Annotated in this window: 22 protein-coding genes; 10 read left to right on the top strand and 12 right to left on the bottom strand. The window is 59.9% G+C overall.

Translation table 11 applies throughout. The features are described from left to right. The 4 genes from B0G73_RS31555 to B0G73_RS40195 form a co-directional block, all read right to left on the bottom strand. Positions 1 to 612 (bottom strand): c-type cytochrome, encoded by a 612-nt coding sequence (locus B0G73_RS31555; RefSeq protein ID WP_106285144.1) that lies wholly within the window; start codon positions 610 to 612, stop codon positions 1 to 3. 251 nt (positions 613 to 863) lie between these two features. Beyond that, positions 864 to 1,235, bottom strand: a complete 372-nt coding sequence (locus B0G73_RS31560; protein ID WP_106285065.1) for a response regulator transcription factor — start codon at positions 1,233 to 1,235, stop codon at positions 864 to 866. 265 nt (positions 1,236 to 1,500) lie between these two features. Continuing rightward, positions 1,501 to 1,629 (bottom strand): hypothetical protein, encoded by a 129-nt coding sequence (locus tag B0G73_RS41450; RefSeq protein WP_258194025.1) that lies wholly within the window; start codon positions 1,627 to 1,629, stop codon positions 1,501 to 1,503. Continuing rightward, on the bottom strand, positions 1,623 to 2,057 hold the full coding sequence (locus B0G73_RS40195; protein WP_146144253.1) for a hypothetical protein: 435 nt from the start codon (positions 2,055 to 2,057) through the stop codon (positions 1,623 to 1,625). Before B0G73_RS40195 ends, B0G73_RS41450 begins: the two co-directional genes overlap by 7 nt. Positions 2,058 to 2,617: 560 nt before the next feature. On the opposite strand from B0G73_RS40195, the gene B0G73_RS31565 reads away from it, so the two are divergent. Both B0G73_RS31565 and B0G73_RS31570 read left to right on the top strand, forming a co-directional pair. Further along, positions 2,618 to 3,016 carry a DUF3331 domain-containing protein gene (locus B0G73_RS31565; protein WP_258194026.1) on the top strand — a complete coding sequence of 133 codons (399 nt, stop codon included), beginning with the start codon at positions 2,618 to 2,620 and terminating at the stop codon, positions 3,014 to 3,016. Between the two features lie 406 nt (positions 3,017 to 3,422). Continuing rightward, positions 3,423 to 5,075, top strand: coding sequence for a Na+/H+ antiporter (locus B0G73_RS31570; protein WP_106285145.1), 1,653 nt, complete (start codon positions 3,423 to 3,425; stop codon positions 5,073 to 5,075). Between the two features lie 57 nt (positions 5,076 to 5,132). Here B0G73_RS31570 and B0G73_RS40715 read toward each other — a convergent pair whose 3' ends face one another. From B0G73_RS40715 to mdlC, 6 genes are all read right to left on the bottom strand, one after another. Then, complete coding sequence (locus tag B0G73_RS40715) at positions 5,133 to 5,273, bottom strand: hypothetical protein (RefSeq protein WP_181196682.1); 141 nt, start codon at positions 5,271 to 5,273, stop codon at positions 5,133 to 5,135. A gap of 12 nt (positions 5,274 to 5,285) precedes the next feature. Continuing rightward, positions 5,286 to 5,624, bottom strand: a complete 339-nt coding sequence (locus B0G73_RS31575; RefSeq protein WP_181196683.1) for a hypothetical protein — start codon at positions 5,622 to 5,624, stop codon at positions 5,286 to 5,288. An 87-nt stretch (positions 5,625 to 5,711) separates the two neighbouring features. Beyond that, positions 5,712 to 6,857: an alpha-hydroxy-acid oxidizing protein gene (locus B0G73_RS31580; protein ID WP_106285146.1), complete on the bottom strand. Its 1,146-nt coding sequence runs from the start codon at positions 6,855 to 6,857 to the stop codon at positions 5,712 to 5,714. A 123-nt stretch (positions 6,858 to 6,980) separates the two neighbouring features. Beyond that, positions 6,981 to 8,327 (bottom strand): MFS transporter, encoded by a 1,347-nt coding sequence (locus B0G73_RS31585; RefSeq protein WP_106285068.1) that lies wholly within the window; start codon positions 8,325 to 8,327, stop codon positions 6,981 to 6,983. Between the two features lie 265 nt (positions 8,328 to 8,592). Next, complete coding sequence (locus B0G73_RS31590; RefSeq protein ID WP_106285069.1) at positions 8,593 to 10,044, bottom strand: aldehyde dehydrogenase; 1,452 nt, start codon at positions 10,042 to 10,044, stop codon at positions 8,593 to 8,595. A 55-nt stretch (positions 10,045 to 10,099) separates the two neighbouring features. Continuing rightward, a complete protein-coding gene (mdlC, locus tag B0G73_RS31595) occupies positions 10,100 to 11,689 on the bottom strand; it encodes a benzoylformate decarboxylase (RefSeq protein ID WP_106285070.1) in 1,590 nt (529 codons plus the stop codon). Between the two features lie 308 nt (positions 11,690 to 11,997). Between mdlC and B0G73_RS31600 the strand changes: the two genes are divergently transcribed. Then, entirely contained in the window at positions 11,998 to 12,927 is a 930-nt protein-coding gene (locus B0G73_RS31600) for a LysR family transcriptional regulator (protein WP_106285071.1), read from the top strand. A gap of 393 nt (positions 12,928 to 13,320) precedes the next feature. Then, positions 13,321 to 14,565, top strand: a complete 1,245-nt coding sequence (locus tag B0G73_RS31605) for an acyl-CoA dehydrogenase family protein (RefSeq protein WP_106285072.1) — start codon at positions 13,321 to 13,323, stop codon at positions 14,563 to 14,565. A gap of 108 nt (positions 14,566 to 14,673) precedes the next feature. On the opposite strand, the gene B0G73_RS31610 is transcribed toward B0G73_RS31605, so the two are convergent. Both B0G73_RS31610 and B0G73_RS31615 read right to left on the bottom strand, forming a co-directional pair. Then, positions 14,674 to 15,714 carry a sigma-54-dependent Fis family transcriptional regulator gene (locus tag B0G73_RS31610; protein ID WP_258194037.1) on the bottom strand — a complete coding sequence of 347 codons (1,041 nt, stop codon included), beginning with the start codon at positions 15,712 to 15,714 and terminating at the stop codon, positions 14,674 to 14,676. 71 nt (positions 15,715 to 15,785) lie between these two features. Next, on the bottom strand, positions 15,786 to 17,015 hold the full coding sequence (locus B0G73_RS31615; RefSeq protein ID WP_181196684.1) for an acyl-CoA dehydrogenase family protein: 1,230 nt from the start codon (positions 17,013 to 17,015) through the stop codon (positions 15,786 to 15,788). Between the two features lie 542 nt (positions 17,016 to 17,557). Here B0G73_RS31615 and msuE point away from each other — a divergent pair. From msuE to B0G73_RS31650, 6 genes are read left to right on the top strand one after another with little or no spacing between them, the layout of a single operon-like run. Then, the gene (gene msuE, locus B0G73_RS31625; RefSeq protein ID WP_106285075.1) at positions 17,558 to 18,139 is read left to right on the top strand and encodes an FMN reductase; all 582 of its coding nucleotides are present in this window, start codon (positions 17,558 to 17,560) and stop codon (positions 18,137 to 18,139) included. Between the two features lie 28 nt (positions 18,140 to 18,167). Beyond that, complete coding sequence (gene sfnG / locus B0G73_RS31630; RefSeq protein ID WP_106285076.1) at positions 18,168 to 19,271, top strand: dimethylsulfone monooxygenase SfnG; 1,104 nt, start codon at positions 18,168 to 18,170, stop codon at positions 19,269 to 19,271. Positions 19,272 to 19,273: 2 nt separating this feature from the next. After that, on the top strand, positions 19,274 to 20,425 hold the full coding sequence (locus B0G73_RS31635) for an AMP-binding protein (protein WP_106285077.1): 1,152 nt from the start codon (positions 19,274 to 19,276) through the stop codon (positions 20,423 to 20,425). 18 nt (positions 20,426 to 20,443) lie between these two features. Continuing rightward, a complete protein-coding gene (locus tag B0G73_RS31640) occupies positions 20,444 to 21,223 on the top strand; it encodes an ABC transporter ATP-binding protein (RefSeq protein ID WP_106285078.1) in 780 nt (259 codons plus the stop codon). Positions 21,224 to 21,236: 13 nt separating this feature from the next. Then, positions 21,237 to 22,118, top strand: coding sequence for a branched-chain amino acid ABC transporter permease (locus tag B0G73_RS31645; RefSeq protein WP_106285079.1), 882 nt, complete (start codon positions 21,237 to 21,239; stop codon positions 22,116 to 22,118). Positions 22,119 to 22,126: 8 nt separating this feature from the next. Then, positions 22,127 to 23,194, top strand: a complete 1,068-nt coding sequence (locus B0G73_RS31650) for a branched-chain amino acid ABC transporter permease (RefSeq protein ID WP_106285080.1) — start codon at positions 22,127 to 22,129, stop codon at positions 23,192 to 23,194. Positions 23,195 to 23,216: the final 22 nt, after the last annotated feature.

Genomic DNA, 23,216 nt, shown 5'->3' on the forward strand with positions numbered 1-23,216 from the left:
CTAGTGAGAAACGCTGCCGCAAGCAAGCGGCATCTTCAAGGTGCCCGCAGCGGCGGGTTGCGGATCGGCAGGCGCGGGCTGCACGGCGAGCCACGCCGCGATCGCAGTGATGTCGCTGTCGCTCAAATGCGTGGCGATCGTGTGCATGCAGTCGGGTGCGACGGTGCGGCGCGTGCCGTAGCGGAACGCGCCCAACTGCGCGCTGATGTAGTCGGCGTGCAACCCCAGCAGCCCTGGAATCGTCGGCTCCATGCCGTTCAACGCCGCGCCGTGACAACTGGCGCAGGCGGGCACGCCGCGGGCCGGGTCGCCGTCGCTCACGAGCGCCTTGCCGAGCGCGAGCGCCTGCGCGCCAACGCCCGCGGTGGCAGGCACGGGATAAGGCGGACGCTCGGCAGCGAAGTAGTCGGCGATCTGGCGCAAATAGGCGTCGGGCAAATAGGCCAGCAGATAATTCATCGGCGGGTACTTGCGGCGGCCATCGCGAAACGCCAGCAACTGGTTGTACAGATAGCCGGCCGGCTTGCCGGCCAGGCGCGGGAAATAGTCGTTGTCGGTGCCTTCACCGTGCGCGCCGTGACAGGCCGCGCAGCCCATGACACGGGCCTGCATAGTGTCGGGCGCCGCCTCGGCGCCGGGCCCCGAGACGAGCGTCGGTTCAGCGGACAACGCGCACGCCGAATAGAGCGCGACGATGAACAATGCAATGCGATTCGTCACCGGTTTCCTCGTACGGATTGCCACAGCCGAAGCGAAGGTGGCCTCGCTGCGTTTGCTTGCCCGCCTTTCTTCGAGCTTGACCGTCTTTCTTCTAGCGTCGCCCCACTACACTTGCATCGCCCCCACCGCGAGCATTGCACGGCCTATGGTTGGCCTAGCGCGACATTGAGCCAATGAGCCATGGCAGCGGCGTCGACCGGCTTCTCGAGCAAAACCAGCGCGCCGTTCGCCTGAATTTCCGACTGCAGCGAAGCGGTCGGAAACGCAGTGATGAAGATGATCGGCGGCGCAGTTCCTAGTCCGAGAAGGTAAGTGTGCATGCCGACCCCCGACATGCCGGGCATCCGCACATCCGAAATCAGGCATGACGTGTCAGCGACGTGGCCGGACTGCAGGAATTCCTCCGCCGACGCAAAAGTGCGCACACTCCAGCCCAGGGAACGCACGAGGCTTGAAGTCGCCAGACGAACCGCCTCATCGTCATCGACTATCGTAACTATCTGGGACGTATTCAAGCGGAGGACCCCGGTTTTTCAGAAAACGGGACACAAAAGCGCGATCAATCACGAGCACGTCCATTACAGCAAGGGTAGCTCGGAGCAAACCAAACGAGAATCATACGAACGTATAGCGCACCGACAATTTGACCGTTACCCAAAAAAACAGGCACGCTCACTGATCGATAGGTTTGGTCCGCTCATACTTTAGTGCGGGTGCTCAACCGATCACCCAGATCGCTACGTAATAATCGAGCATCCGATCTCATCGTCATGTCCCTAGCTATTGAATGCAGACGCGGCTGAGATCGACTGTCCTTCGATAGACGTTCTTTTTCAGCCATGGCACGAACGTGTACTCGTCGTATGCGTTGCTGCCGATAAAAATCCAGTTATGCAGAGCGTTCAACATGACGGCATCCTCGAATCAACCCATCCCGGCGTGACTAACCGCGTATGCGACCGATGAGATGAGCACAACCAAAGCTGGATCTCTGAACCTAATCGCAACACCGGCTCGATGGCTAACACACTCGTACCACGTAGGACGACGAAGATTACCCGTGCAAGCGGACATCCATGACAGCGCCCCAAACCTTCCACGATAACGATCAGTCTTGCCACGACGGCAGCAGGCAGCATGGCGTTATCGTTTCCCATGCCGAACTCCAATGGCACTTCGATCAATGAATACCAGCAAACAAAAATAATCAGGGATGTGACCGGCTTTTCAAAAAACAGTCGCTGCATGCCCGAAGCTAACGGACTCAACACACGCTTTGAAAAAAATTGGTCACCATCGGCATCGCCCCACTCGCACCCTATGTCTTGCCCGATCATCAGTTCACCTTCTTCTGAAGTCGTTTGGCCTTCCCGAAAAGCGGTTTATAAAAATTGAACCGGGCAACCGTACCGGCCATGCAATCAGGTTAGGCAAACGGGGCAGGAAAAACTATTCTACGAACGGTTGACATAGTTCCCGCATTGGCGTCGGCGACTCATACGTGGGTATATCCCACGGGCTGGGAGACGCAGTGGAGGGCAACCGACAACCTGCAATCGAATAAGGACTCAAGCGCGCTCACAGGTGGGACGAACGGGCAAGCTGGTCGTCGATAGGCATGGCGAAATGGGCATGCTGCGTCATGAGCACAGGTGTGTATATCCTCGGACTACATACGAGAATATAGGTATCTAAAACCATCGCGTGAAATCGCCATCCTCTTGCAGGTTTGCAACCGTCCCGTTACTGGAGTACTTTGGAAACGCAGCCATTCGTATGCGAGCGTTTTCTGCGCGGACACAGCTTTCGGCTGTTTTCGTCAAGGAAAACAACCGCTGCCAATTCTCTGAAGGATAGCGAAAGAATGCGTTCAAGTGCCTGTCCGAGCGATCCCTGGATGAAGACGATCGGGTTGTTGAAACTGCTATCGGGGCTCGACTCTGAGCGAAACGAGGAGCTCGCCTCACTTGGCCAAAACGCGTGTCGGCGCGCGCCCTCCTCATGCGTATTAACCAAACGAGTGACATTTGCGGTCAAGGTCATAGAACGACCTGATCCGAATACCCTGATGATCGCTTGGTGTGATCCAACATCATGCCACTATGGCGACCAGATCTGGGGGGCATGTGTAGCGAGAAATTCCGGTGTCTGTGCGATAAGCGGCATGCGTATCAGGCGGGGGGATGCGATATACAGACCAAGAACATCCCGCCTGGTGCACCCGGTCAACGCTGACGCGATGATACTTTTTTCGGTGATCGACCATGCTGCTTCTTGCTCAACGAGCTTGCCATAGCCTTTGTCTTGACGGCCGCCCGACACACAGGCGGGTCTTGCCGTCGACCCCACATACGTCGATACGCGGCGATTCTGACTGCCATCGGTTAGGCCGCATTTTCGTTTCTCACAACAGCGCTTCAAATTGAGTTCCGTTGGCAGCGCGGGGGACTAAAGGTGGCACGTTTTGGGGAAGTGAAACTGCAAAGTCGTGTAAACGTCAAAATCGATGAGCAATTCGAAGGGCGAGCCAGCGCAGAAAATGACGCAGAGAACATGAAGATTGCGTCGATCCGAATGTGTAGCAGAGCAGCTCGGTCAGACGGGTTGACAGAGGCGTCGGAGATGCAGTTGACGACGATATGTCAGCCTGGCGACATCGTTTCGTGAAGCAACACGTGGGGCGGAACCTTGGGGACTGCGTTTTGGAAACGATAACAATCACCCTCGAACTGCTCGCGTGCGTCATTGCCAGCAGTTTCGTTAAACGTGTCGCCCGGATTCCGCTTCCCCTTGCTCTTGTTCAGATTGCGATAGGCGCCCTGGTTGCCCAGGTGTTCGGCTTCCGGGTTTCGCTCGCGCCAGACGTCTTTTTGCTGTTGTTCGTCGCGCCCTTACTTTTTCTTGATGGTTGGCGCATTTCAAAGGAAGGGCTCTTTCGCGACAAGTGGACGATCGGCGCGTTCGCGCTCGGTCTGGTCCTGTTCACGGTGCTGGGAACAGGTTTCTTCATTCATTGGCTGATTCCGATGATGCCGCTGCCCGTCGCTTTTGCGTTAGCGGCAACGCTTTCTCCGACTGATGCTGTCGCGGTGTCGGCAATCGCCGAACGTGTACCTATTCCGAAGCGGCTAATGCACGTGCTGGAAGGGGAGGCTCTGCTGAACGACGCCTCGGGGCTCGTCTGCCTTCGCTTTGCGATTGCGGCTGCCGTGACCGGCTCATTTTCACTTGTCGATGCCGGGAGTACTTTCCTGTGGTTATTGGTCGGCGGTGTTACCGTCGGCGCAGCGGTGACGTTTTTGGCGAGCGCGGCGAAGGACTGGACGGCGAGACTTTTTGGCGAAGAGACTGGCACACAGATTCTTATCAGCTTGGTGCTGCCGTTTGGCTCGTATATTGTGGCAGACAGGCTCGCCGCATCGGGTATTCTGGCGGCCGCGACGGCGGGCATCGTGATGAGCTACGAGGAGTTCTCGGGACGGGCGTTGGCAGGCACGCGTATCCGCCGGGCCGCCGTGTGGGATGCACTTCAATTTTCCGGCAATGGCGTGATTTTTGTTCTTCTTGGCCAGCAGCTTACGAGCGTCGCTGCTCAAGCCGGACAAGCGATTCGCCAAACTGGGAGGGAGGAGGAAGGATGGCTGCTCTTCTATGTCATCGTAATCAGTTGCGCGCTGCTTGTTGTACGGTCTCTATGGACCTGGGTTGCCCTGCGCCTGATCTTGTTTCGCGGCGGTCGCAGCGCCCGGACGATCAACTCGGCAGACTGGCGTTTGATCGCGGCGACGTCGTTGGCGGGGGTACGCGGCGCAGTTTCGCTCTCCGGCGTGATGACCCTGCCGTTGTTTCTCGAAGACGGCTCGTCGTTCCCTGCGCGAGACCTCGCCATATTGCTCGCCGCCGGCGTGATTGTCGTTACCCTTGTCGCTGCAAACGTCGGGCTGCCCTATGTGTTGAGCGGCATCAGGGTCCCTCCCGGCACGCTGGAGCAGCTGCAAGAGGATGAGGCTCGATCCGCTGCGGCTCGGGCGGCGATTATTGCCGTTGAGCGTGCCCTTCATAAGACAGGGAAGGCGGCGGAGGACGCCGACCTTTTCTCGCAGGCCGGCGCGCGTCTCATCGCACACTATCGCGAGCAGATCGAATCGCGCTGCCATATCGGGGCGCACGCAAGGCACGGCATGCAGATCGACCAGATCGAACGCAAGATGCGCCTCCTTGCCCTCAGTGCCGAACGGGAAGAGCTTTATCGTATTGCTCAGTCGGGCAAGCTGACGGACGAAATGGTTCGAGACCTGGTTCGCGAGGTCGATCTGCAGGAGTCGCGGTTTAGTGTCCGCGGTTCCCGAACCTGAGGCCCCGTTACTGGATGACTGTTGTTTCGAAGAAAAACCATCCAGTTTCAATCGGTATCAAGCCAACACGGCAGCGACACGAAAACCTCCGACCGGCTCGCCGTGGAACCACATGGCGAGCTGGATGGTCGCGCTACCGATCTCCGCCACTTCTCGCCAGTTCGGACGAGCAACCGTAGTCTGATGAGGTCTGGTCATCGGCGACCGTCTCTACCGGCGTTCTGTCGAGAATCTCGGCGACAGGGGGGCGACAAACGCGGTGCGGGCATCCTGCTCGACCGCACCTTGTCCCTCGATCTGTATCGACACAAGCAGGTAGTCGTCCGCAGTGCGCTGAACTTCGTCCCACTCATGAGCCGCAACGTGATCGACCGCCGAGATCCGGGACACGCACACTCCGTCCGTGTTCACACTAGAGATCTCGCCACGAAATCCCTGATCCGACTCGGTCCTGAAAACCATGGGGATGCAGCTGGCCCGGACCTGATCCGCCCACGCCGAAAGCCTGTCGTCGCGATGGTAATGATCCGTTGTAGTCACTGTATTCATGGCACAAGATTCCGACCGCATATACGCGGGATAGTTATCCCGAAGAATTGCGCATCCAGAATCTGGCGTCAATGCGCAACCGATGATCTATGACGGTCGCCTCGATATGTAGCTGCGATCGAGCTCACTGACCGAGCGACAACCGATGAGGGCGAGCGTCCGGTCTGTTTCCTGCTTGATCATCTCGATGACGTCGCTCACGCCGATTTCCCCTCTGGCAGCCAGCCCGTATAGGGTGGCGCGCCCCAGCATCACGGCATTTGCCCCCAACGCGATCCCCTTGACGACATCAGCCCCCGTCCGTATGCCGCTATCGAGAATGACCGTCGTTCCCGAGGTGCTCTCGACAATATCCGGCAGCACGTCGGCTGTCGCGGGCAGGTCGGCGAGTTGCCTGCCGCCGTGGTTTGAAACGATGACGCCGTCCGCGCCGAACTCGACGCATCGCACGGCATCATCGGCCGTCACGATGCCCTTGACAAGGAGTTTGCCTGGCCATTCGTCCCGCAAGCGTCGCAGGTCATCCCAACTGAAGCTCGCATCCATCTGTCTGCGAAGAACCGCTGCCTGGGCGGCCGTGTCCGATGCATCGTCCGTAGCGAAATTTTTCAACTCCGGCATGCCGTTCCTGAGATACGACCAAAGCCAACGTGGGTGTAATAGTCCGTCGACAGCCGCACGTGCACTTGCCTTGAACGGCATGGCAAAGCCATTGCGAAGATCGCGTTGGCGAAAGCCGTTGACTGCTACATCGGTGGTGAGGATCAAGGTCGAATAGCGAGCCGAGCGGGCACGATTGACCAGGCTATTCGCGAGGTTGCGATGAACGACGTACAGCTGAAACCACAGTTCTCCGTCGGCCCCTTTTGCCACCTCCTCGATGGACATGTTGGAAGCCGTCGATAGTGCAAAGGGAATACCGGCTTTGCCCGCCGCACGTGCAAGTGCGAGGTCACCCTTGGGCCAGAATGCGCTATTGAGGCCCGTCGGTGCGATCACCAGCGGTGACGGCATGCACTGGCCTAAAAGCTCCACGGACTGCTCTCGCGTGCTGACATCCGACAGTCGACGTGGCAATAACTGCCATTTATCGAACGCCGAGCGGTTATGCCTTAGTCCCGATTCATCGTCCGCCGCGCCTTCCAGATAGTCGAACACCATTCTTGGCAACCGCCGTCTGGCTTCGTCACGATAGTCGCTGACGCTGAAAATGCCGGGAAATCCTGTAGTCATGATTTGCGTGAAATCTCCAACAGAAGGCACTATCAGGTGCTTTCTCTGATTCAATCCGAGATGAATGAAGTCGTTATCTACTCTGCGCAAGGCCCGTAGCAAACGCCACCCTCAAGACTGAGATCAGGCGCGATTGACGGGCGGAATGTGATGACGCACGATCATCAGGCAGATAAAGACCATCAACATCGCTCCACCAAGCATGCCCAGGTACGCCGACGCTCCTCCCTGCGTGATCACGAATGCCCCCGCGAACGCGCTGAGAATCGCTCCGAGTCGCCCGAATGCGAGTGCGGATGCGGTCCCGGTCGCGCGTATCTCGGTCGGGTAGACGTAGGCGCAAAGGGCGTACATGGTCGACTGAACTGCGTTCACAAAGAGGCCGTGCAAACCAATTCCGAACACAAGCAACGTCGTGTGGGCGGAGACGTCAAGACCGCGCAGGAAAAGTGCGCTCGCGGATGCCATCAGGCAGCACACGAGCAAAGGCCAGCGCGACCCGAACCGACCGATTGCCACTGCGCAGCCCAGTGCGCCCAAGACACCGCCCAGGTTGTAGGCGGTAAGACCTGAACCTGCCACCGAAGGGCTGAGACCCTCACCAGCAAGCATCGTCGGCAGCCAGCTGAATGCGCTGTAGACCGCGATCAGGTTCATGAAGAAAGCGATCCAGATTGCAATCGTGTCACGACCTTGATGGTCTGCGAACAGAGCACGAAAGCCCGGACGCTGTCCCGCCTTCTGCTCCTTCTGATCAGCGAACACAGCATCCGATTGAATCGAGCGGGACATGCGGGTCAGCAGGTGACGCAGTTCGTTCCAACGTTCGTTATGGCGGGCAAGATAACGCGGCGACTCCGGCATGACGAAAAACAGCAGGACCGCCAGTGCTACGGGAAGCGTGCCTCCAATTAGAAAAAGTCCCCGCCAGCCATAGTGAGGAAGCACAACGCTCGCGAACAGTCCGGCAAGCATGCCCCCCAGCGGTACGCAAACGATGGTTGCAGTCACCGCGAGCGTCCGCCGGCGAGCAGGCGTAAATTCCGCCGTCATGGTCGTCGAGCTTGGCAGCGCACCGCCGATACCCAGTCCCGCGAAGAAGCGCAGCGTTGCAATGGTCATGACGTCCGGCGATAGCGCAATCGAACTCGTCGCCACGCCAAATACCAGCACGCTCCCGATGATTGCCCAGCGCCGACCGAACCTGTCCGCGAAAAGCCCGGCGAACGCGCTGCCTATACCCATGCCGACGAGGCCGGCAGCAACGGCGGGCGCAAATGCGTTGCGCGTGATGCCCCATTCCTTGATCAAGCTGGGAATGGCGAAGCCGATGAGTTGTCCATCGAATCCATCCATCACGATCGCAAGCGCGGCGAGAAAGACGACCGTTCGCTGAAAAGTTGAGAATGGTCCATCATCAAGGGTGCGGCCGATGTCTACGGTCGGCAGAGCGGAATTACGATCGTTCATTTCGCCCCCCGAGCCAGACCAGCGAAGTCTGAATCGCAGTCCTGGCTAACCTGTTCCCTGACAGGATGGTCAAACTCGAACTGAGTGCGACAGAGTGACAACTCAAAATCGACAACAGGCATTGCGGTCTCCTTACTTTGATCGCTCATCTTTCCCGGAGCGAATGTTTCTCACCGGTATATCGTTGTTATTCTGTTCGCGCCCATGAACCAGAGGCCCGTCTCTTTCACCGTGATAAAGAGGGGCCTCGCGACCGTAGCAACCGTTAGAACGGATAGTGACGAGGCGTTGTTTGCACGGTGATCCAGCGCAAATCGGTAAATTCCGCGATCCCGGCTTTGCCACCGAAATGCCCAAAACCACTGGACTTCATCCCACCAAAGGGCATTTGCGCCTCGTCGTGAACCGTCGGCCCATTAACGTGGCAAAGCCCTGACTCAATACGCTTCGCTACCGTCAAGGCACGCGCAACATCACGGCTGAAGACTGCCGACGACAAACCATATTCATTGTCATTTGCGCATGCGACGGCCTCTTCGTCTCCATTGACGCGGACGATCGCCTTGACGGGCCCGAACGACTCCTCCCGGTAGATACGCATGTCCGCCGTGACGTGATCGAGCAACGTGGCTGGCATGAGCGTGGTTTCGGACTTTCCTCCGCACACTAACGTCGCCCCCTTCGCCAGCGCGTCGTCGATCAGGTCGTTGCATCGCCTGACGGTTGCCATGTCTACAACGGAGCCAAGTACGGCCGGGCCCTTTCTCGGATCGCCGAGCGGCAGGCTCTTTACCTTTTCGGCCAGTCGCGCGACGAATTCATCGGAGATCTTCGAGTCGACGACGATGCGTTCGGTGGACATGCAGATCTGACCGGAATTGGCAAACGCCCCGAATGCTGCGCCTTGAACTGCAGCTTCAATGTCGGCATCGTGAAGAACGAGAAACGGAGCCTTTCCGCCAAGTTCAAGTACCGAGGGCTTCAGGTATTTCGCGCACTGTGCAGCGACGATGCGGCCGATGCGCGTCGAACCCGTGAAGTTCACACGTCTGACCGCCGGCTCGGCAATCATCGCCTCGACAGTATCGCCCGCATTCGCCGGCGCATTCGTTACGAAGTTCACGACGCCACGTGGCAGTCCGGCGTCCTGTAACGCCTCGATGATGAGGCCGTGGGTCGCAGGGCAAATTTCGGAACCCTTGAGCACGACGGTATTGCCGCACGCCAGCGGCAACGCGATAGCACGCACGCCAAGGATGACAGGAGCGTTCCACGGTGCGATTCCGAGCACGACGCCGGCAGCCTGCCGAACCCCCAACGCGAGACTGCCAGGCACGTCCGACGGAATCACTTCGCCCGAAATCTGCGTGGTCATTGCAGCGGCTTCGCGCAACCCGTCCGCTGCAAGTTTGACGTTGAAATCCGCCCACAGGCGTGACGCGCCTGTTTCGGTTGCCATTGCCAGCGCGAAAGCGTCGCCCGTTGCTTCGAGTGCATCTGCCGCTCGACTTAGCAATGCGCGTCGCTCGCCGGGCCCCATCGCCGACCATGCCGGCAACGCGGCGGCCGCAGCGTGCACCGCGGCTTGTGCATCGGCGACCGTTGCGGCCGGTGCCGTCGATGCAACCGTGTTATCGAGCGGGTTACGGCGCTCAAACGTCGCCCCATCGCGCGCCATCGTGCGCTCGCCGTTGATCAACATCGGTACCTGATTCATTACCGTCTCCTGGAATATGTTTAAAAATTCGGCCTGCCGAACCACCGACTCGCTGTTAGGCCACGACAATTTCTACAAGGCGCGTTTTACTCGAAGACAACGCGTCTTCCAGCGCGGACTTCAGCAACAGCGCGTCGCTCACTCGAACCCCTTTGCAACCCATGCTGTTGGCTAGAGAGACGAAATCCAGCCCAGGGAGGTCGGTGCCCTGTACCGGGTCCGATGCGGAAAATCCAAATACGGGTGCAAATTCCTGCAAGGCGGCGTAGCGAGAGTTATTCAGAATGACAAATGTGACCGGAAGATCGAGTTGGACCGCGCTATAGATCGCTTGCGGCGAATACATGGTCGAGCCGTCACCGATGAGGCCGATCACGCGGCTGCCGGGTTTGCCCAGAGCCACGCCCACTGCCGCGGGCATGCCGTAGCCCAGACCGCCGCTTGCCATCGTGTAAAACGTCTGACTGCGCGTGAACGGCAGATAACGTTGCATGACGGGGCGCGAGCTAGGCGCCTCCTCGACCACGATATCCGCTGCGTTGCGGACCTCGGACAGCGTCTGCAACGCATACGCGACTGACATGATTGCCGTCGGCTCGGCCCGCTCAACTACCTCGCGAGGAGCCGGTAGCGGCCGGCTATGCGGCGCCGGACGGGCGAGCAAGTCCGCAAGCCCCAGGCGAATGTTCGCCACCACCGACATGCCAACCGGTGTCCACGCCGCGGTAGCCGGATCGTCGATGATCTGGTACAACGCCGCGCCATCGGGCACATGCGGCCCACTGCCTTCGACGTGATACGCGAAAGCCGGCGCCCCGACGGCGAAGATCAGGTCATGCCCATTCAGAATCCGAACGATTTGTTCGCGCATCGCCGGAAGGAATCCGGCGAAAAGTCGATGATCTTCAGGGAAGCTGCAGCGCGACGACATTGGCGCAACATAAACCCGCGCATTGTGGCGCTCTGCTAGCTGGATTGCCTCGCTCCAGGCATCGGCACGATCGAGTTCCGCTCCCACGACGATGGCCGGCCGTTTGCAGTTGTCCAGCGCGTCACCGATCTCCGCAATCCGTACCGGATCGGGGCGGAACCGGGTGCTGACCCGTGTCACCTCGACGAGGTCGGCCGGCTGATCCCAGTCGTCGACCGGAATGGAAACAAACACCGGGCCACGCGGCTCCTGCATCCCCACGTGGTAAGCACGGGCGAGCGCAAGCGGAACATCCGCGGCACGAGCCGGTTCAATGCTCCACTTCACATAGGGCCGCGGCAACTCTGTTGCTTGCGATGCCGACAGAAACGGATCGAACGGCAGAATCGAACGGGCCTGCTGGCCAGCAGTAATAACCAACGGCGTCCGATTCTTGAAAGCCGTGAATATGTTGCCCATCGCGTTGCCGACACCGGCCGCCGAATGCAGATTGACCAGAGCGGCATTGCCGGTCGCTTGGGCATACCCATCTGCCATACCGACAACGACAGCTTCCTGCAATCCGAGCACGTACCGGAAGTCCAGCGGGAAGTCGCGGAACATGGGTAGCTCGGTTGAGCCGGGATTGGCAAACACGGACGTCATTCCGAGGCGCCGCATCAGGTCCACGACGGCATCGCGAACGGTCGGCTGCCCACTTGTGTTTCGTTGCATCTAGAGTCCTCTGCTGTTCGTCACTCAAGCTTGCGGTGATCGGATGAGCCGCAGTATGGGATTCGGTACATTGTTTGAAAATTGTCAAAAGCGCTCAAAGTCATTACATTTAGGCATGGTCTGATCGGATTGCCGGATGGGTCCATTCCGCGCGGAAGCCTTGCCAGTCAAGGCTGTCCGCCGTCATCACCGGCTCTCCAGCAGCCGCAATGAGCGGGAACGGCGATCCCTGTCAGGGAAGATACCTAGCGCCGGACAACCCGGGATCTTGTTCGATCCCTTAACCCCTTTCAATCTGGTTCGCCGCGATGAGTTTCAATCTGCAGCAGTTGATGATGTTCACCACGATCGTCTCAGCCGGTAGCCTGGGTCGAGCAGCGACCATGCTGAACATGACCCAGCCAGCGCTGAGCAGATCGATCAAGCGACTTGAGGAGTCAGTAGGGGCTCCGCTTTTTGAGCGGCACACTAAAGGGATGCAACTGACCGCGCTTGGTGAAGCATTGATGCCGCATGCCATGTCCCTGCAAAGGGAAGCCGACCAGGCGCGCGAGGAATTGGACGCAATGCGCGGCCTGGCGAAAGGGGTCATCAAGGTTGGCGCCGTCGGCAGCATAGCGAGCCTCGTCTTGCCGATGGCTATCGCATGTGTGCTTGAGAAATGGCCCAATCTGCGCGTTGAGGTGATTGAAGGCGTGTGGGATCGTCTGGTCGAAGGATTGCTTGCTCACGAAATCGACCTGGCGCTGTGCACTTCGGGAATCGAAACGGAGGACGTCGCTGCAATCACCGATTGTTCATGGACCGACAGAAGTTTTGTAGTTGCGGCGACCGATCATCCTTTGCGCTCGAAGCGCAGTCTTCGACTCGATGACACGTTGACGCAACGGTGGGCACTCACACCCAAGGGAACCGGACCTTATGCCCACGTGAAAGAGACCTTCGAAGCACAGGGTCTCCAGATGCCTTCCATCGCGGTCGAAACCCGTTCAGTGACGGTGCTCAAAAGCCTTGTAGCGCGCTGCGGCTTTGTCTCCTGGATGGCCGAACCCATGTACGACACCGAAAGCAGAGCCGGCGTCATTGACGCTCTGGATATCGAAGGTCTCGATGCTCAACGGACTCTGACTGCGTTCCGTCGTCGGCAAGGCACCCTGCCGACGCCAGCTGTGAAACTGCTCGACGAATTGCGTCACCTGACGGGCTCTCTACGTAAAGGCAAGCCAAATCTGTCCTGATCATGATCGCAATGGCCGCGGTTCAACGTTCCCTCGCCGCGCGGCTCAGGAAGCATCGCAGGTTGCCTCATCGGTATCGAGCCCCGCCTAGGAAGAACATGAGCTGGAAGAACCAGGCCGATGTTTGATCGGCCTGCTTCTGTTCCAATCCTCGTTCCTGTTGCAAGCAAACGTGGACCGCAAGACTCGGTGATTGCGGACGTTGTCCGCTGCTCCTGGGCAAGCAGTTCGTCAGCACTTTGCTCCGGCACCAGCAGCAGAGAGTCTTTGCACTCCTGATTCATCAAGGCCGATAGACAGTTAGCGCGATGGCATGTCTTGTGCTCTCTACTCTTCACGACTGGAGCAGAAATCGGTCTGCCTCATTCCACACATTGACCTTAGAGCAGGCGCATGACAGCACGAAACCAATACGAAACATCGCCACTTTCACGCGGCGTCGATTATGAACAGTTAGCCGGCAGGTTCCGACCCATCTTCAGCCGGATCGCGGAAGGCGCACTTGAACGCGAACGCACCCGCGCGCTGCCGTATGAACAGATTGTCTGGCTCAAGGAAGCCGGCTTCGGCGCCGTCAGAGTACCCCGCGAATACGGCGGCGCCGGTGCATCGCTTTCACAACTCGTACAGCTCCTGATCGAACTCGCCGAGGCCGATTCGAGTTTACCGCAAGCGTTGCGCGGCCATTTCGCCTTCGTCGAAGACAGAATCAACGCAGCACCCGGCGCCGCACGGGAAAAATGGCTGCAACGCTTCGTGGCCGGCGAGATCGTCGGCAATGCGTGGACCGAAGTCGGTGCGGTCAAGATCGGCGACGTGACCACGCGAGTCTCGCGCCACGGCAACCAGTGGGTCGTCAATGGAACCAAGTACTACAGCACGGGCAGCATCTTTGCCGACTGGATCGACGTCTATGCGCAGCGCGACGATAACGGCACCGACGTCATCGCGGCAGTGAGCACGCACCAGTCCGGCGTCAAACAAAGCGACGACTGGGATGGCTTCGGTCAGCGCACCACCGGAAGCGGGACATCTGTATTCGAAAACGCCGTGGTCGACGAAGAGAACATCATCGACTTCTCCACGCGCTTCAAATACCAGACGGCGTTCTATCAACTCGTGCTGATCGCCGTGATTGCAGGTACGGGACGCGCCGCCTTGCGTGACATCTCGCATGAAGTACGCAAACGCACGCGGGTTTACAGTCACGGCAATGCGCCACGCGTCAGCGAGGATGCCCAGGTGCAGCAGGTGGTGGGGCAAATCGCGGCACGCGTGTATGCGGCGGAAGCTGCGGCTGTGCGAGCAGCGGAGCCTTCACAGAGAGCGTACGAAACGCGCTTCGGTGCGGATCGTGATGCAGAACATGCGGCGAACGTGGCGGCCGAAATCGAATCGGCAAAAGCCCAGGTCGCCGTGGCCAGTTTGATCTTGCAGGCGACCACGGACCTGTTCAATGCACTCGGTGCTTCGGGCACTAGCGAAAACAAACTATTAGACCGCCACTGGCGAAATGCGCGAACCGCTGCGTCACACAATCCCCTGATCTATAAGGAGCGGATCGTGGGAGACTGGGAAATCAACGGCAAGGAGCCGCCCTTCGTCTGGCAGATCGGTAATAGCAAAACCGCGGCGTAGCCTGCGAACGCGGCGACATCAACAACAACGCAGCAACAACGCAGCAACATGCGGACCGGTCTCACGGCCGGTCAGCTTCGACCTGCATCCGCCATCACTCACATGAGCCTACTTCTGCGCGGAAATCTGCTTCGCCCTAATCAAGCGCGCCCGCAACACATTGCGGCTGATACCCAACAGCCTCGCCGCCTGAATCTGATTCCGGTAGCAGAAGTCGAACGCCACGCGCATCACCGTGTCTTCGATCTGTTCGAACAGGTTGCCTTCCGCGTGATCGAACAGATTGCGCAACGCCCCCTCCAGTCCTTCCAACGGTGTAGCCGCGACAGGTTCAGCGACAGCTCGTCGCGCGGCGTGGATCCCGAACGACGACATCTGCAAATCGCCCTCGCCTAGCGAATCGCTGCGGCACACCAGCAACGCATAGTGGATGACGTTCTCAAGCTCACGAATATTGCCGGGCCAACTGTGTTCCAGCAGCTTTCGCTCCGCGCGCGGCTCGATGTCGACGGGACCGTAGCCCAGCCGGTTCCGGTACTCGTCAATGAAGTAGCGAGCCAACGGCAATATATCGCCGGGCCGATCGCGCAGCGTCGGCACAGCCAGATGCACGACGTTCAGGCGATAAAACAGGTCCTCGCGGAAATGGCCTGCCGCCACTGCATCCTGCAGATGCACATTGGTAGCCGCCAGCACGCGGACGTCGATAGGAATGCTCCGGCGCGAGCCGAGCCGCACGATCTCACGTTCCTGCAATACGCGCAGCAGCTTGACCTGCATCGAGAGCGGCAAATCGCCTATCTCGTCGAGAAACAGCGTCCCGCCATTGGCCGCTTCGAACCACCCGGGCTTGGCGCAGAACGCACCGGTAAACGCACCCTTCTCGTGGCCGAACAATTCGCTCTCCACCAGCGACTCTGAGAACGCCCCGCAATTGACCGCCACAAACGGACCGTCCTTGCGAGCACTCAGGTTATGCACATGACGTGCGACCAGTTCCTTGCCCGTCCCTGTCTCGCCGATCACGAGCACGTTCGCGTCACTCGGCGCCACCATGCGAATACGTTCGAGCAAGGCCAGCGATTGCGGGTCCGAGAAGACCTGCGCGGTTGCGCGAATCGAGGTGGTCAGCGTGCGCTTGTCGGGCATCGTCAACAAAGGCGGCACTTCCGTTCGCGCGACGGCAGGCCGGTCTGGCAACACGTGATTGAGTAAATAGTTCATGAGTAGAAGCTCGGCGTAGGATATCGTTGCGTCAGGGCCCATTCGCCGATTTCTCGAAGCTTATAGGCAAGCGGATCGTGAAGCGTATGCGTGCGCAAATTCCGCCAGTGACGGTCCAGTCTCAGCGCGCCATGCGTCGCACGCGCGCCGGCCACGTCAAACATACGGGTACAGATGGTGAGCCCGATTTCTGTTGCGGCAACTTTCGCCGTTGCCACTGCCAACGCCACGTCGCCGCGCTCGGCGTCGGTCAGCGGATCCGCTCGCGTCCAGGCCGCATCGAAACGATCGGCCGCGCGGTCGGTCAACAGCCGCGCCGCCTCGAGGCCCGCCCAGAACTCGCCGTACTGGCCGAGAATATAAGGATCCGCCGCGGTGGTCTGCACGCCGGACGTATGCCACGGGCGCGCTTCATGAAGCGTGTAATGGCGGGCGTCGTTGAACGCGCTTTCGCCGATGCTGAGGTACACATTCGTCAGGATCAGTTGAGCGAGCAAGGGCCTCAGGCACGCAAAAGGCGTCGACAGCGGCCCCGGGTCGGTCAGAATCTCGTGGTTCTCCACCCGCACCTTTTCCAGCGTCACAGTGCCGCTATCCGTTTGACGCTGGCCGATGTTGTTCCAATCCTCCGCGACGGAGATGCCCGTGCGCCCGGTGGGTACTGCCGCGATGAGCAACGCCCCCGTATCGGCGTCTCGCGCGGACGCGATCAGCATTTCGGAATCGAGCGCGCCGGAACAGAAGCTCTTTTGCCCACTGAACTCGCGCCAATCCGCGTGCGAGTGGCTCACGGCCCGTTCATCGAGCGGGTTTAACGCATTGCCCCAGAACCACTGACGGCGGGCAGTCTGCTCGAACCAGGCGCGCCATTGCGCCGACGAACCAAACAGCCGCACCGTCGCCAGCATCAGATGATGAAAGCCGAATACATGTCCGAGCGAACTGTCGGCCCGGCCAAGCGTGCGCACGACATCCAGCGTCTGCCGCCAGTTCGCCCCGAGACCGCCGTGCGCCTCGGGAATACTCATCGCAAGCAGGCCGCTGGCGCGCAATGCGTCCCGCTCGGCTTTCGGCGTCCCGCCTCGCGCATCGCGTTCGGCGGCGGTTAGCGCAAATGTGGTCGCGAGCCGCTGGGCGATCTGCAGCGGCGTTTCACTGACGGATGCTGTCTCCGCGCTCGGTAGCAGACAAGCCGACGCGTCTTGAAGTACGTAGGTCGAATTCATATGGGCAAGGACACTCACTCCGCTAAGCGCGGGCGTGAACCGTCTCATCTGTTGCTGACGGGCGTTGAACGGCACCGATCAGGATTGCTTCCTCAGAAGCGTATTCTGAACATCTACCGCGACTTCCGATGCATTTTGTTGTGGTATCCAAAGACGAATTGCTGCTTACGCAGCAGCGTCGGTATGGATGCTGTCTCTGCACCAGCACCGCCCTTACACATTGCCTCCCAGGCAGCAAGCCTGTTGGAATACTGAAAGCCCTCGCGTCCCTCTCCGACACCCGCCGCTGCTTCTCCAGCAGCAGCGCCGAGACCATCTTGCTTCGCTAGCTTCATACGTCAGCCTGCAATGGTTCCATGCCACCGCGATATGCGAGGAAGCCGAAACCGCAAACGGTTATGTCATTTGACCTGGCGCGCGATCGCCGCTAGCCCGCGCATTCGTCGTCAGCCCGTCTTGTTCCCACAAATCCGGATGGCACGGTATTCGCTAAACAAGCGGCACTCCCGATTAATTTGCTTTCGCCTGAAAGGATCGTTCGAATGAGTGAGAGATTGAAAGTGGTCGCCGTCTCCGGTGGATTGCAACGGCCGTCGCGCACCCTCGTGGTGGTCGAACGCCTGCTTGCCGTGCTCGGCGACGCGCTGCCGATCGACGCGCATCTCGTCGAACTGGGGCAGATCGCCTCCAGCCTCGCCGGTGCGGTTCAGCGCTCGCAGGTCCCCGCCGACGTGGCCGCGCACATCGGGGCCATTGAATCGGCGGACCTGCTGGTTGTTGCGAGCCCGGTTTATCGCGGGTCGTATACCGGACTCTTCAAGCATCTGTTCGATCTTGTGCATCAGGAGGCGCTCATCGACGTGCCGGTTCTGCTCGCCGCGACGGGCGGCAGTGATCGGCACGCGCTCGTCATCGATCATCAATTGCGTCCGCTGTTCAGCTTCTTTCAGACTCGCACGCTACCGATCGGCGTATATGCGTCTGAAGCGGATTTCAACGGCTATGCGATCTCTAACCCGGCGCTGGAGGAACGCGTTGCATTGGCGGTAACACGCGCGCTCCCATGGCTGCATGCCGGACGCCTACCCGCCTCTTTCCCGCAAGCCGCAACGCTGGCTGCCTAAATCTCTTCATTCAATCATCAGGAATACCATGAGCCAGAACCATTCTCACGACGACGCCGTCAAGTTCGCCTACTGGGTGCCCAATGTCAGCGGCGGTTTGGTTGTCAGCACGATCGAGCAGCGTACGGACTGGAGTCTCGAGTACAACCAGAAACTCGCACTCACCGCGGAAAAGGCAGGTTTCGAATACGCGCTGAGCCAGATCCGCTTTACCGCCGGATATGGTGCGGAATATCAGCATGAGTCGGTGTCGTTCAGTCAGGCCCTGTTGCACGCCACAACCAAACTCAAGGTGCTGGCGGCGATTCTGCCAGGTCCGTGGCACCCCGCCGTTGTCGCCAAACAGATTGCCACCATCGACCATATTTCCAACGGTCGTATCGGGATCAACGTGGTGAGTGGCTGGTTCAAGGGCGAATTCACCGCGCTCGGCGAACCGTGGCTCGAACACGACGAACGCTATCGCCGCTCGCACGAATTCATCGAGGCACTCAAGGGCATCTGGACACAGGACAATTTCACCTTCAAGGGTGACTTCTACCGCTTCAACAATTACACGCTGAGTCCCAAGCCCGTGCAGAAGCCGCATCCGGAGATCTTCCAGGGCGGCAGTTCACGCGCCGCACGCGACAACGCTGCGAGTGTCTCCGACTGGTATTTCACCAACGGCAACACGCCAGAGAACCTGAAAACACAAATCGACGATATTCAGGCCAAGGCAGCAAAGAACAATCACAAGGTGCGCATCGGTGTGAATGCCTTCGTGATCGCCCGCGATACCGAAGAAGAAGCCAAGGCCGTGCTCGCCGACATCATCAAACATGCGCACGTCGAAGCCGTGCATGCGTTCGGCGACGCCGTCAAACAGGCCGGCAAGGCTTCGCCGGAAGGCGAAGGCAACTGGGCCAAGTCGAGTTTCGAAGACCTCGTGCAATACAACGACGGCTTCCGCACCAATCTCATCGGTACACCGCAGCAGATTGCCGAGCGCATCGTCGAACTGAAATCGATCGGCGTGGACCTCGTGCTGACCGGCTTTCTCCATTTCATCGAAGAGGTGGAGTATTTCGGCAAGCGGGTCCTGCCGCTGGTGCGTGAGCTCGAACTCAAGCAGCAGGCCAAGGCCGCCTGATCATGACAAACGCACAGCCATCGACGCTGCCGGACTGGCTGCGCCATCAGGCGCAGCAACGGCCGCACGCTATCGCATTGCGCCACAAGCGGCTGGGCGCGTGGCACGCGTTGTCGTGGCAAGACGTCGCCACGGCGGTCGAGCAGTTGGCCGCCGGTCTCGCGCAACATGGCTTCGCGGCGGGTGACGCGCTGCTGCTCGTCAGTCATCCGCGAGCGGAGGCGCTGCTACTGTCACTCGCCGCGCAATGGAACGGTGGCATCGCGATACCGCTCGACCCGCATCTCGCCGACGACGCGTTGCGCTCGGTGCTCACGCATATCGCGCCGCGCTTCGTGTTCGTCGAAGACGACGGTCAGATCGATCGCCTGCTGACGCATGAAGGTTTGCGCGTGATCGACGCCAACCCACGCAATCTGGCGTCGCATCCGCATGCCGCTGTCACCGACTATCGCGCGTTGTCGTTGTCGATCCACAACGAGGGCGGCTTTTCCTCCGCAGCTCGCGCCCATGACGACGCATTCGCCTTCGTGCGCCTCGATGCCGATGGGCAGCTCGTCGAACAGCGTTTCCCGCATGCGACGCTGGTGCGTGAAGCACAGCAACTCGTCGCCACCGAGAAACTGAACGCGGACGACGAAGCGTTTGCCGCACGCGCATTCGCCGCCGCCTCCCAGGCGCGTTACCTGATTGCACCGTGGGTAGTGAGCGGCTTTCGTCTGAATTTTCCGGAGTCGCTCGCAACCCGCGACAACGATCGCCGCGAACTTGCGCCCACGCTCGTAGCAGGCACGCGTGAAACCTACGCCCGGGTGACACAACTCGTCGATGACCGTTTGCCCGGTGCACGCTCATGGCGGCGCCGTCTGATCAACCGTGCACAGCGCAAACAGGGCGGCCAGGTTGCTCGTGCGCTGACCTGGTGGTTCATTACCGGTCCGTTACGCGAAGTGATCGGTTTTTCACGCACGCATGCCGCACTCGTCATCGGGCCGCCGCTCGACGAAAAAACTGCTGCGCTGTTCGAAGCAATACGCGTCGATGTGCGCGCCTGGCCCGATACCGGAGACTGGCGACGTGTCGAATCTAAACGTCACGCCATGCCGCCTCAGCGCTATGCAACAGACGGCGCGTCAGAACAGCCGGCCTATTGACGCATGACTCAACGTCCAATGACTCCATCCTCAAACGCCTTGCTCTCGCTCGACCACGTCTCGCTGTCGTTCAAAGGCGTGAAAGCGGTCACCGATATCAGCTTCGCTGTGCGCACGGGTGAGATCTGCGCACTGATCGGCCCGAACGGCGCGGGAAAAAGCTCGCTACTCAACGTGATCAACGGCGTCTATCAACCGCAGCAAGGCAGCGTGAATTTCGACGGTCGCGTCTATCGGCGCATGAATCCGTATCACGCGGCGCACAGCGGCATAGCCCGCACGTTTCAGAACATCGCGCTGTTTCGCCGGATGAGCGTGCTGGACAACGTGCTCACCGGCCGCAATCTACATCGGCGCAGCACATGGTTTGAACAGACTTTCAGCATTGGCCGCGCGCGCCGCGATGAGACGGTGCAACGTCGCCATGCCGAAGTCGTGATCGAAGCGCTCGACTTGCAGCGCTACCGGCATACCACCGTCGGCACCCTGCCGTACGGCGTGCAAAAGCGTGTCGAACTGGCCCGCGCGCTCGCCGCCGAGCCACGTCTCTTACTGCTCGACGAACCGATGGCCGGCATGAATGCTGACGAAAAATGTGCCATGGCCGGTTATGTGCTCGACGCCAACACGCAATTCGGTGTGACTGTCGTGCTGATCGAGCACGACATCGGCGTCGTGATGGACCTGTCGGATCATGTGGTGGTGCTCGATTACGGCAAGAAGATCGCCGACGGCGCCCCCGCCGACGTGCGCACCAACCCGGATGTACTGGCCGCCTATCTCGGCACCCGTCACTGAGAGATTGAACGACATGGGATTTTTCCTCGAAGTACTCGCCGGCGGACTGCTGGCGGGCGTGATGTATTCGATGGTCGCGATCGGCTTCGTGCTGATTTACAAAGCATCCGGCGTGTTCAATTTCGCGCAGGGTTCGATGGTGCTGTTCGGCGCGCTTACGTACGTGAGTCTCGTCGAGCGGCATATGCACCCCGTGCTGGCCTTCGCGATCACGCTAGCGGCCCTGGTGCTGATTGCCTTGCTGATCGGCCGGCTCGTTTTGCGGCCGCTGGTGAATCGACCGCCCATTGTGCTGTTCATGGCCACACTCGGCTTGAGCTTCATTCTCGAAGGCGCGGCGCAATTATTCTGGGGCGCCCAGGTGCACGGCCTGGATCTCGGCATCGACGACAAACCGCTGAACGTGGCCGGCGTCATGATCAGCCAGTTCGACGTCTTTGCCGCGGCGACCGCAGGCGTGCTGGTGATCGGCCTGTCGCTTCTGACCCAGCGCACCCGGCTCGGGCTGTCGCTGCGCGCAGTCGCGGACGATCCGCTCGCCGCTCTTGCCATCGGCATACGGCTGCCGCGCGTGTGGGCGATCGTATGGGCTCTGGCTGGCTTTGTCAGCCTTGTAGCGGGGCTCCTGTGGGGCGCGCGGCTCGGTGTGCAGTTCTCGCTGTCGCTGGTGGTGCTGAAGGCGCTGCCGGTGCTGATCATCGGCGGGTTTTCGTCGATCGGCGGGGCGATTGTCGGCGGCCTGCTGATTGGCGCGTCGGAGAAGCTTGCTGAAGTCTACGTCGGCAGCCTGCTCGGCGGCGGGATCGAAAACTGGTTTCCCTATCTGCTCGCGATGCTGTTTCTGCTCGCCCGGCCCGTCGGTCTGTTCGGCGAACCCGCCGTTGAACGCGTGTGAGGCTCGCTATGTCATCTACTCACACCACGCTGAACGCGCCACGTCGGTTCAAACCGTACTCGCTGCAATTGCCGGGGCTGAAGTTATGGCTCGCGACGATTCTCTCGCTGATCGCGTTCATCGCCGTGCCGCTCCTCGGTAACGACTACTGGCTCAATGCCATTCTGATTCCGTTCCTCGTGCTGTCGCTCGCGGGACTCGGGCTGAACCTCGTCACGGGCTATGCGGGCCAGCTGTCGCTCGGCTCCGCGGCGTTCATGTCGGTCGGCGCCTATGCCACCTACAACCTGATGGTGCGGGTGCCAGGATTGCCGCTGGTCGTCGATCTATTGTTCGGGGGATTGATCACTGCCGCAGTAGGCGCCGTGTTCGGTTTGCCGAGTCTGCGTATCAAAGGTTTCTATCTGATCGTCTCGACACTGGCTGCGCAGTTCTTTGTCGAATGGATCTTCACGCGAGTCAGCTGGTTTTCCAACAACGACACCTCGGGCGTACTCAGCGCACCACGCCTCACGGCGTTCGGCTGGAAAATCGACACGCCGGCCGCACGCTATCTGCTCGTACTCGGTGTCACCACCGTCCTGTTCATTCTTTCAGCTCGCCTCGTACGCAGCGAACTCGGCCGCCGCTGGATGGCCGTGCGCGATATGGACACGGCCGCGCGCGTGATCGGCATCCCGACCGGCCGCGCCAAGTTGCTCGCCTTTGCGCTGAGTTCATTCGTGATCGGTATTGCCGGCGCGTTGTGGGCATTTGCTTATCTAGGCACGGTCGAGCCGCATGGCTTCGATCTCAATCTGTCGTTTCAGGTGCTGTTCATTATCATCATTGGCGGCATGGGGAGCATCGGTGGCAATTTTCTCGGCGCGGCCTTCATCGTGCTGCTGCCCATTCTTCTCTCGAATGCGGCAGGTGCGCTTGCAAGCATCGGCATTGAAGCCGGTCAATTGCAGAACCTGCAGAAGATCCTGTTCGGCACGCTGATCATCGCTTTTCTCATCAAGGAACCGGACGGGCTCGCAAGACTGGTTCAGACCGCGCGGAATCGTCTGCGTGACTGGCCGCTGCGCGCATGACTTCGCTCTCACGCATCGCTCT

It is taken from the genome of Paraburkholderia sp. BL25I1N1, assembly GCF_003002025.1.
GTDB lineage: Bacteria > Pseudomonadota > Gammaproteobacteria > Burkholderiales > Burkholderiaceae > Paraburkholderia.

Coding starts and splice junctions, on each gene's coding strand:
- B0G73_RS41450 (WP_258194025.1), bottom strand. CDS start 1,629: ATGTTGAACGCTCTGCATAACTGGATTTTTATCGGCAGCAACGCATAC.
- B0G73_RS31555 (WP_106285144.1), bottom strand. CDS start 612: ATGCAGGCCCGTGTCATGGGCTGCGCGGCCTGTCACGGCGCGCACGGT.
- B0G73_RS31575 (WP_181196683.1), bottom strand. CDS start 5,624: ATGAATACAGTGACTACAACGGATCATTACCATCGCGACGACAGGCTT.
- B0G73_RS31610 (WP_258194037.1), bottom strand. CDS start 15,714: ATGCCCGACAAGCGCACGCTGACCACCTCGATTCGCGCAACCGCGCAG.
- B0G73_RS31565 (WP_258194026.1), top strand. CDS start 2,618: ATGAAGACGATCGGGTTGTTGAAACTGCTATCGGGGCTCGACTCTGAG.
- B0G73_RS40715 (WP_181196682.1), bottom strand. CDS start 5,273: ATGACCAGACCTCATCAGACTACGGTTGCTCGTCCGAACTGGCGAGAA.
- B0G73_RS40195 (WP_146144253.1), bottom strand. CDS start 2,057: ATGATCGGGCAAGACATAGGGTGCGAGTGGGGCGATGCCGATGGTGAC.
- B0G73_RS31605 (WP_106285072.1), top strand. CDS start 13,321: ATGACAGCACGAAACCAATACGAAACATCGCCACTTTCACGCGGCGTC.
- mdlC (WP_106285070.1), bottom strand. CDS start 11,689: ATGCAACGAAACACAAGTGGGCAGCCGACCGTTCGCGATGCCGTCGTG.
- B0G73_RS31645 (WP_106285079.1), top strand. CDS start 21,237: ATGGGATTTTTCCTCGAAGTACTCGCCGGCGGACTGCTGGCGGGCGTG.
- B0G73_RS31640 (WP_106285078.1), top strand. CDS start 20,444: ATGACTCCATCCTCAAACGCCTTGCTCTCGCTCGACCACGTCTCGCTG.
- B0G73_RS31600 (WP_106285071.1), top strand. CDS start 11,998: ATGAGTTTCAATCTGCAGCAGTTGATGATGTTCACCACGATCGTCTCA.
- msuE (WP_106285075.1), top strand. CDS start 17,558: ATGAGTGAGAGATTGAAAGTGGTCGCCGTCTCCGGTGGATTGCAACGG.
- B0G73_RS31580 (WP_106285146.1), bottom strand. CDS start 6,857: ATGACTACAGGATTTCCCGGCATTTTCAGCGTCAGCGACTATCGTGAC.
- B0G73_RS31635 (WP_106285077.1), top strand. CDS start 19,274: ATGACAAACGCACAGCCATCGACGCTGCCGGACTGGCTGCGCCATCAG.
- B0G73_RS31590 (WP_106285069.1), bottom strand. CDS start 10,044: ATGAATCAGGTACCGATGTTGATCAACGGCGAGCGCACGATGGCGCGC.
- B0G73_RS31650 (WP_106285080.1), top strand. CDS start 22,127: ATGTCATCTACTCACACCACGCTGAACGCGCCACGTCGGTTCAAACCG.
- B0G73_RS31585 (WP_106285068.1), bottom strand. CDS start 8,327: ATGAACGATCGTAATTCCGCTCTGCCGACCGTAGACATCGGCCGCACC.
- sfnG (WP_106285076.1), top strand. CDS start 18,168: ATGAGCCAGAACCATTCTCACGACGACGCCGTCAAGTTCGCCTACTGG.
- B0G73_RS31615 (WP_181196684.1), bottom strand. CDS start 17,015: ATGAATTCGACCTACGTACTTCAAGACGCGTCGGCTTGTCTGCTACCG.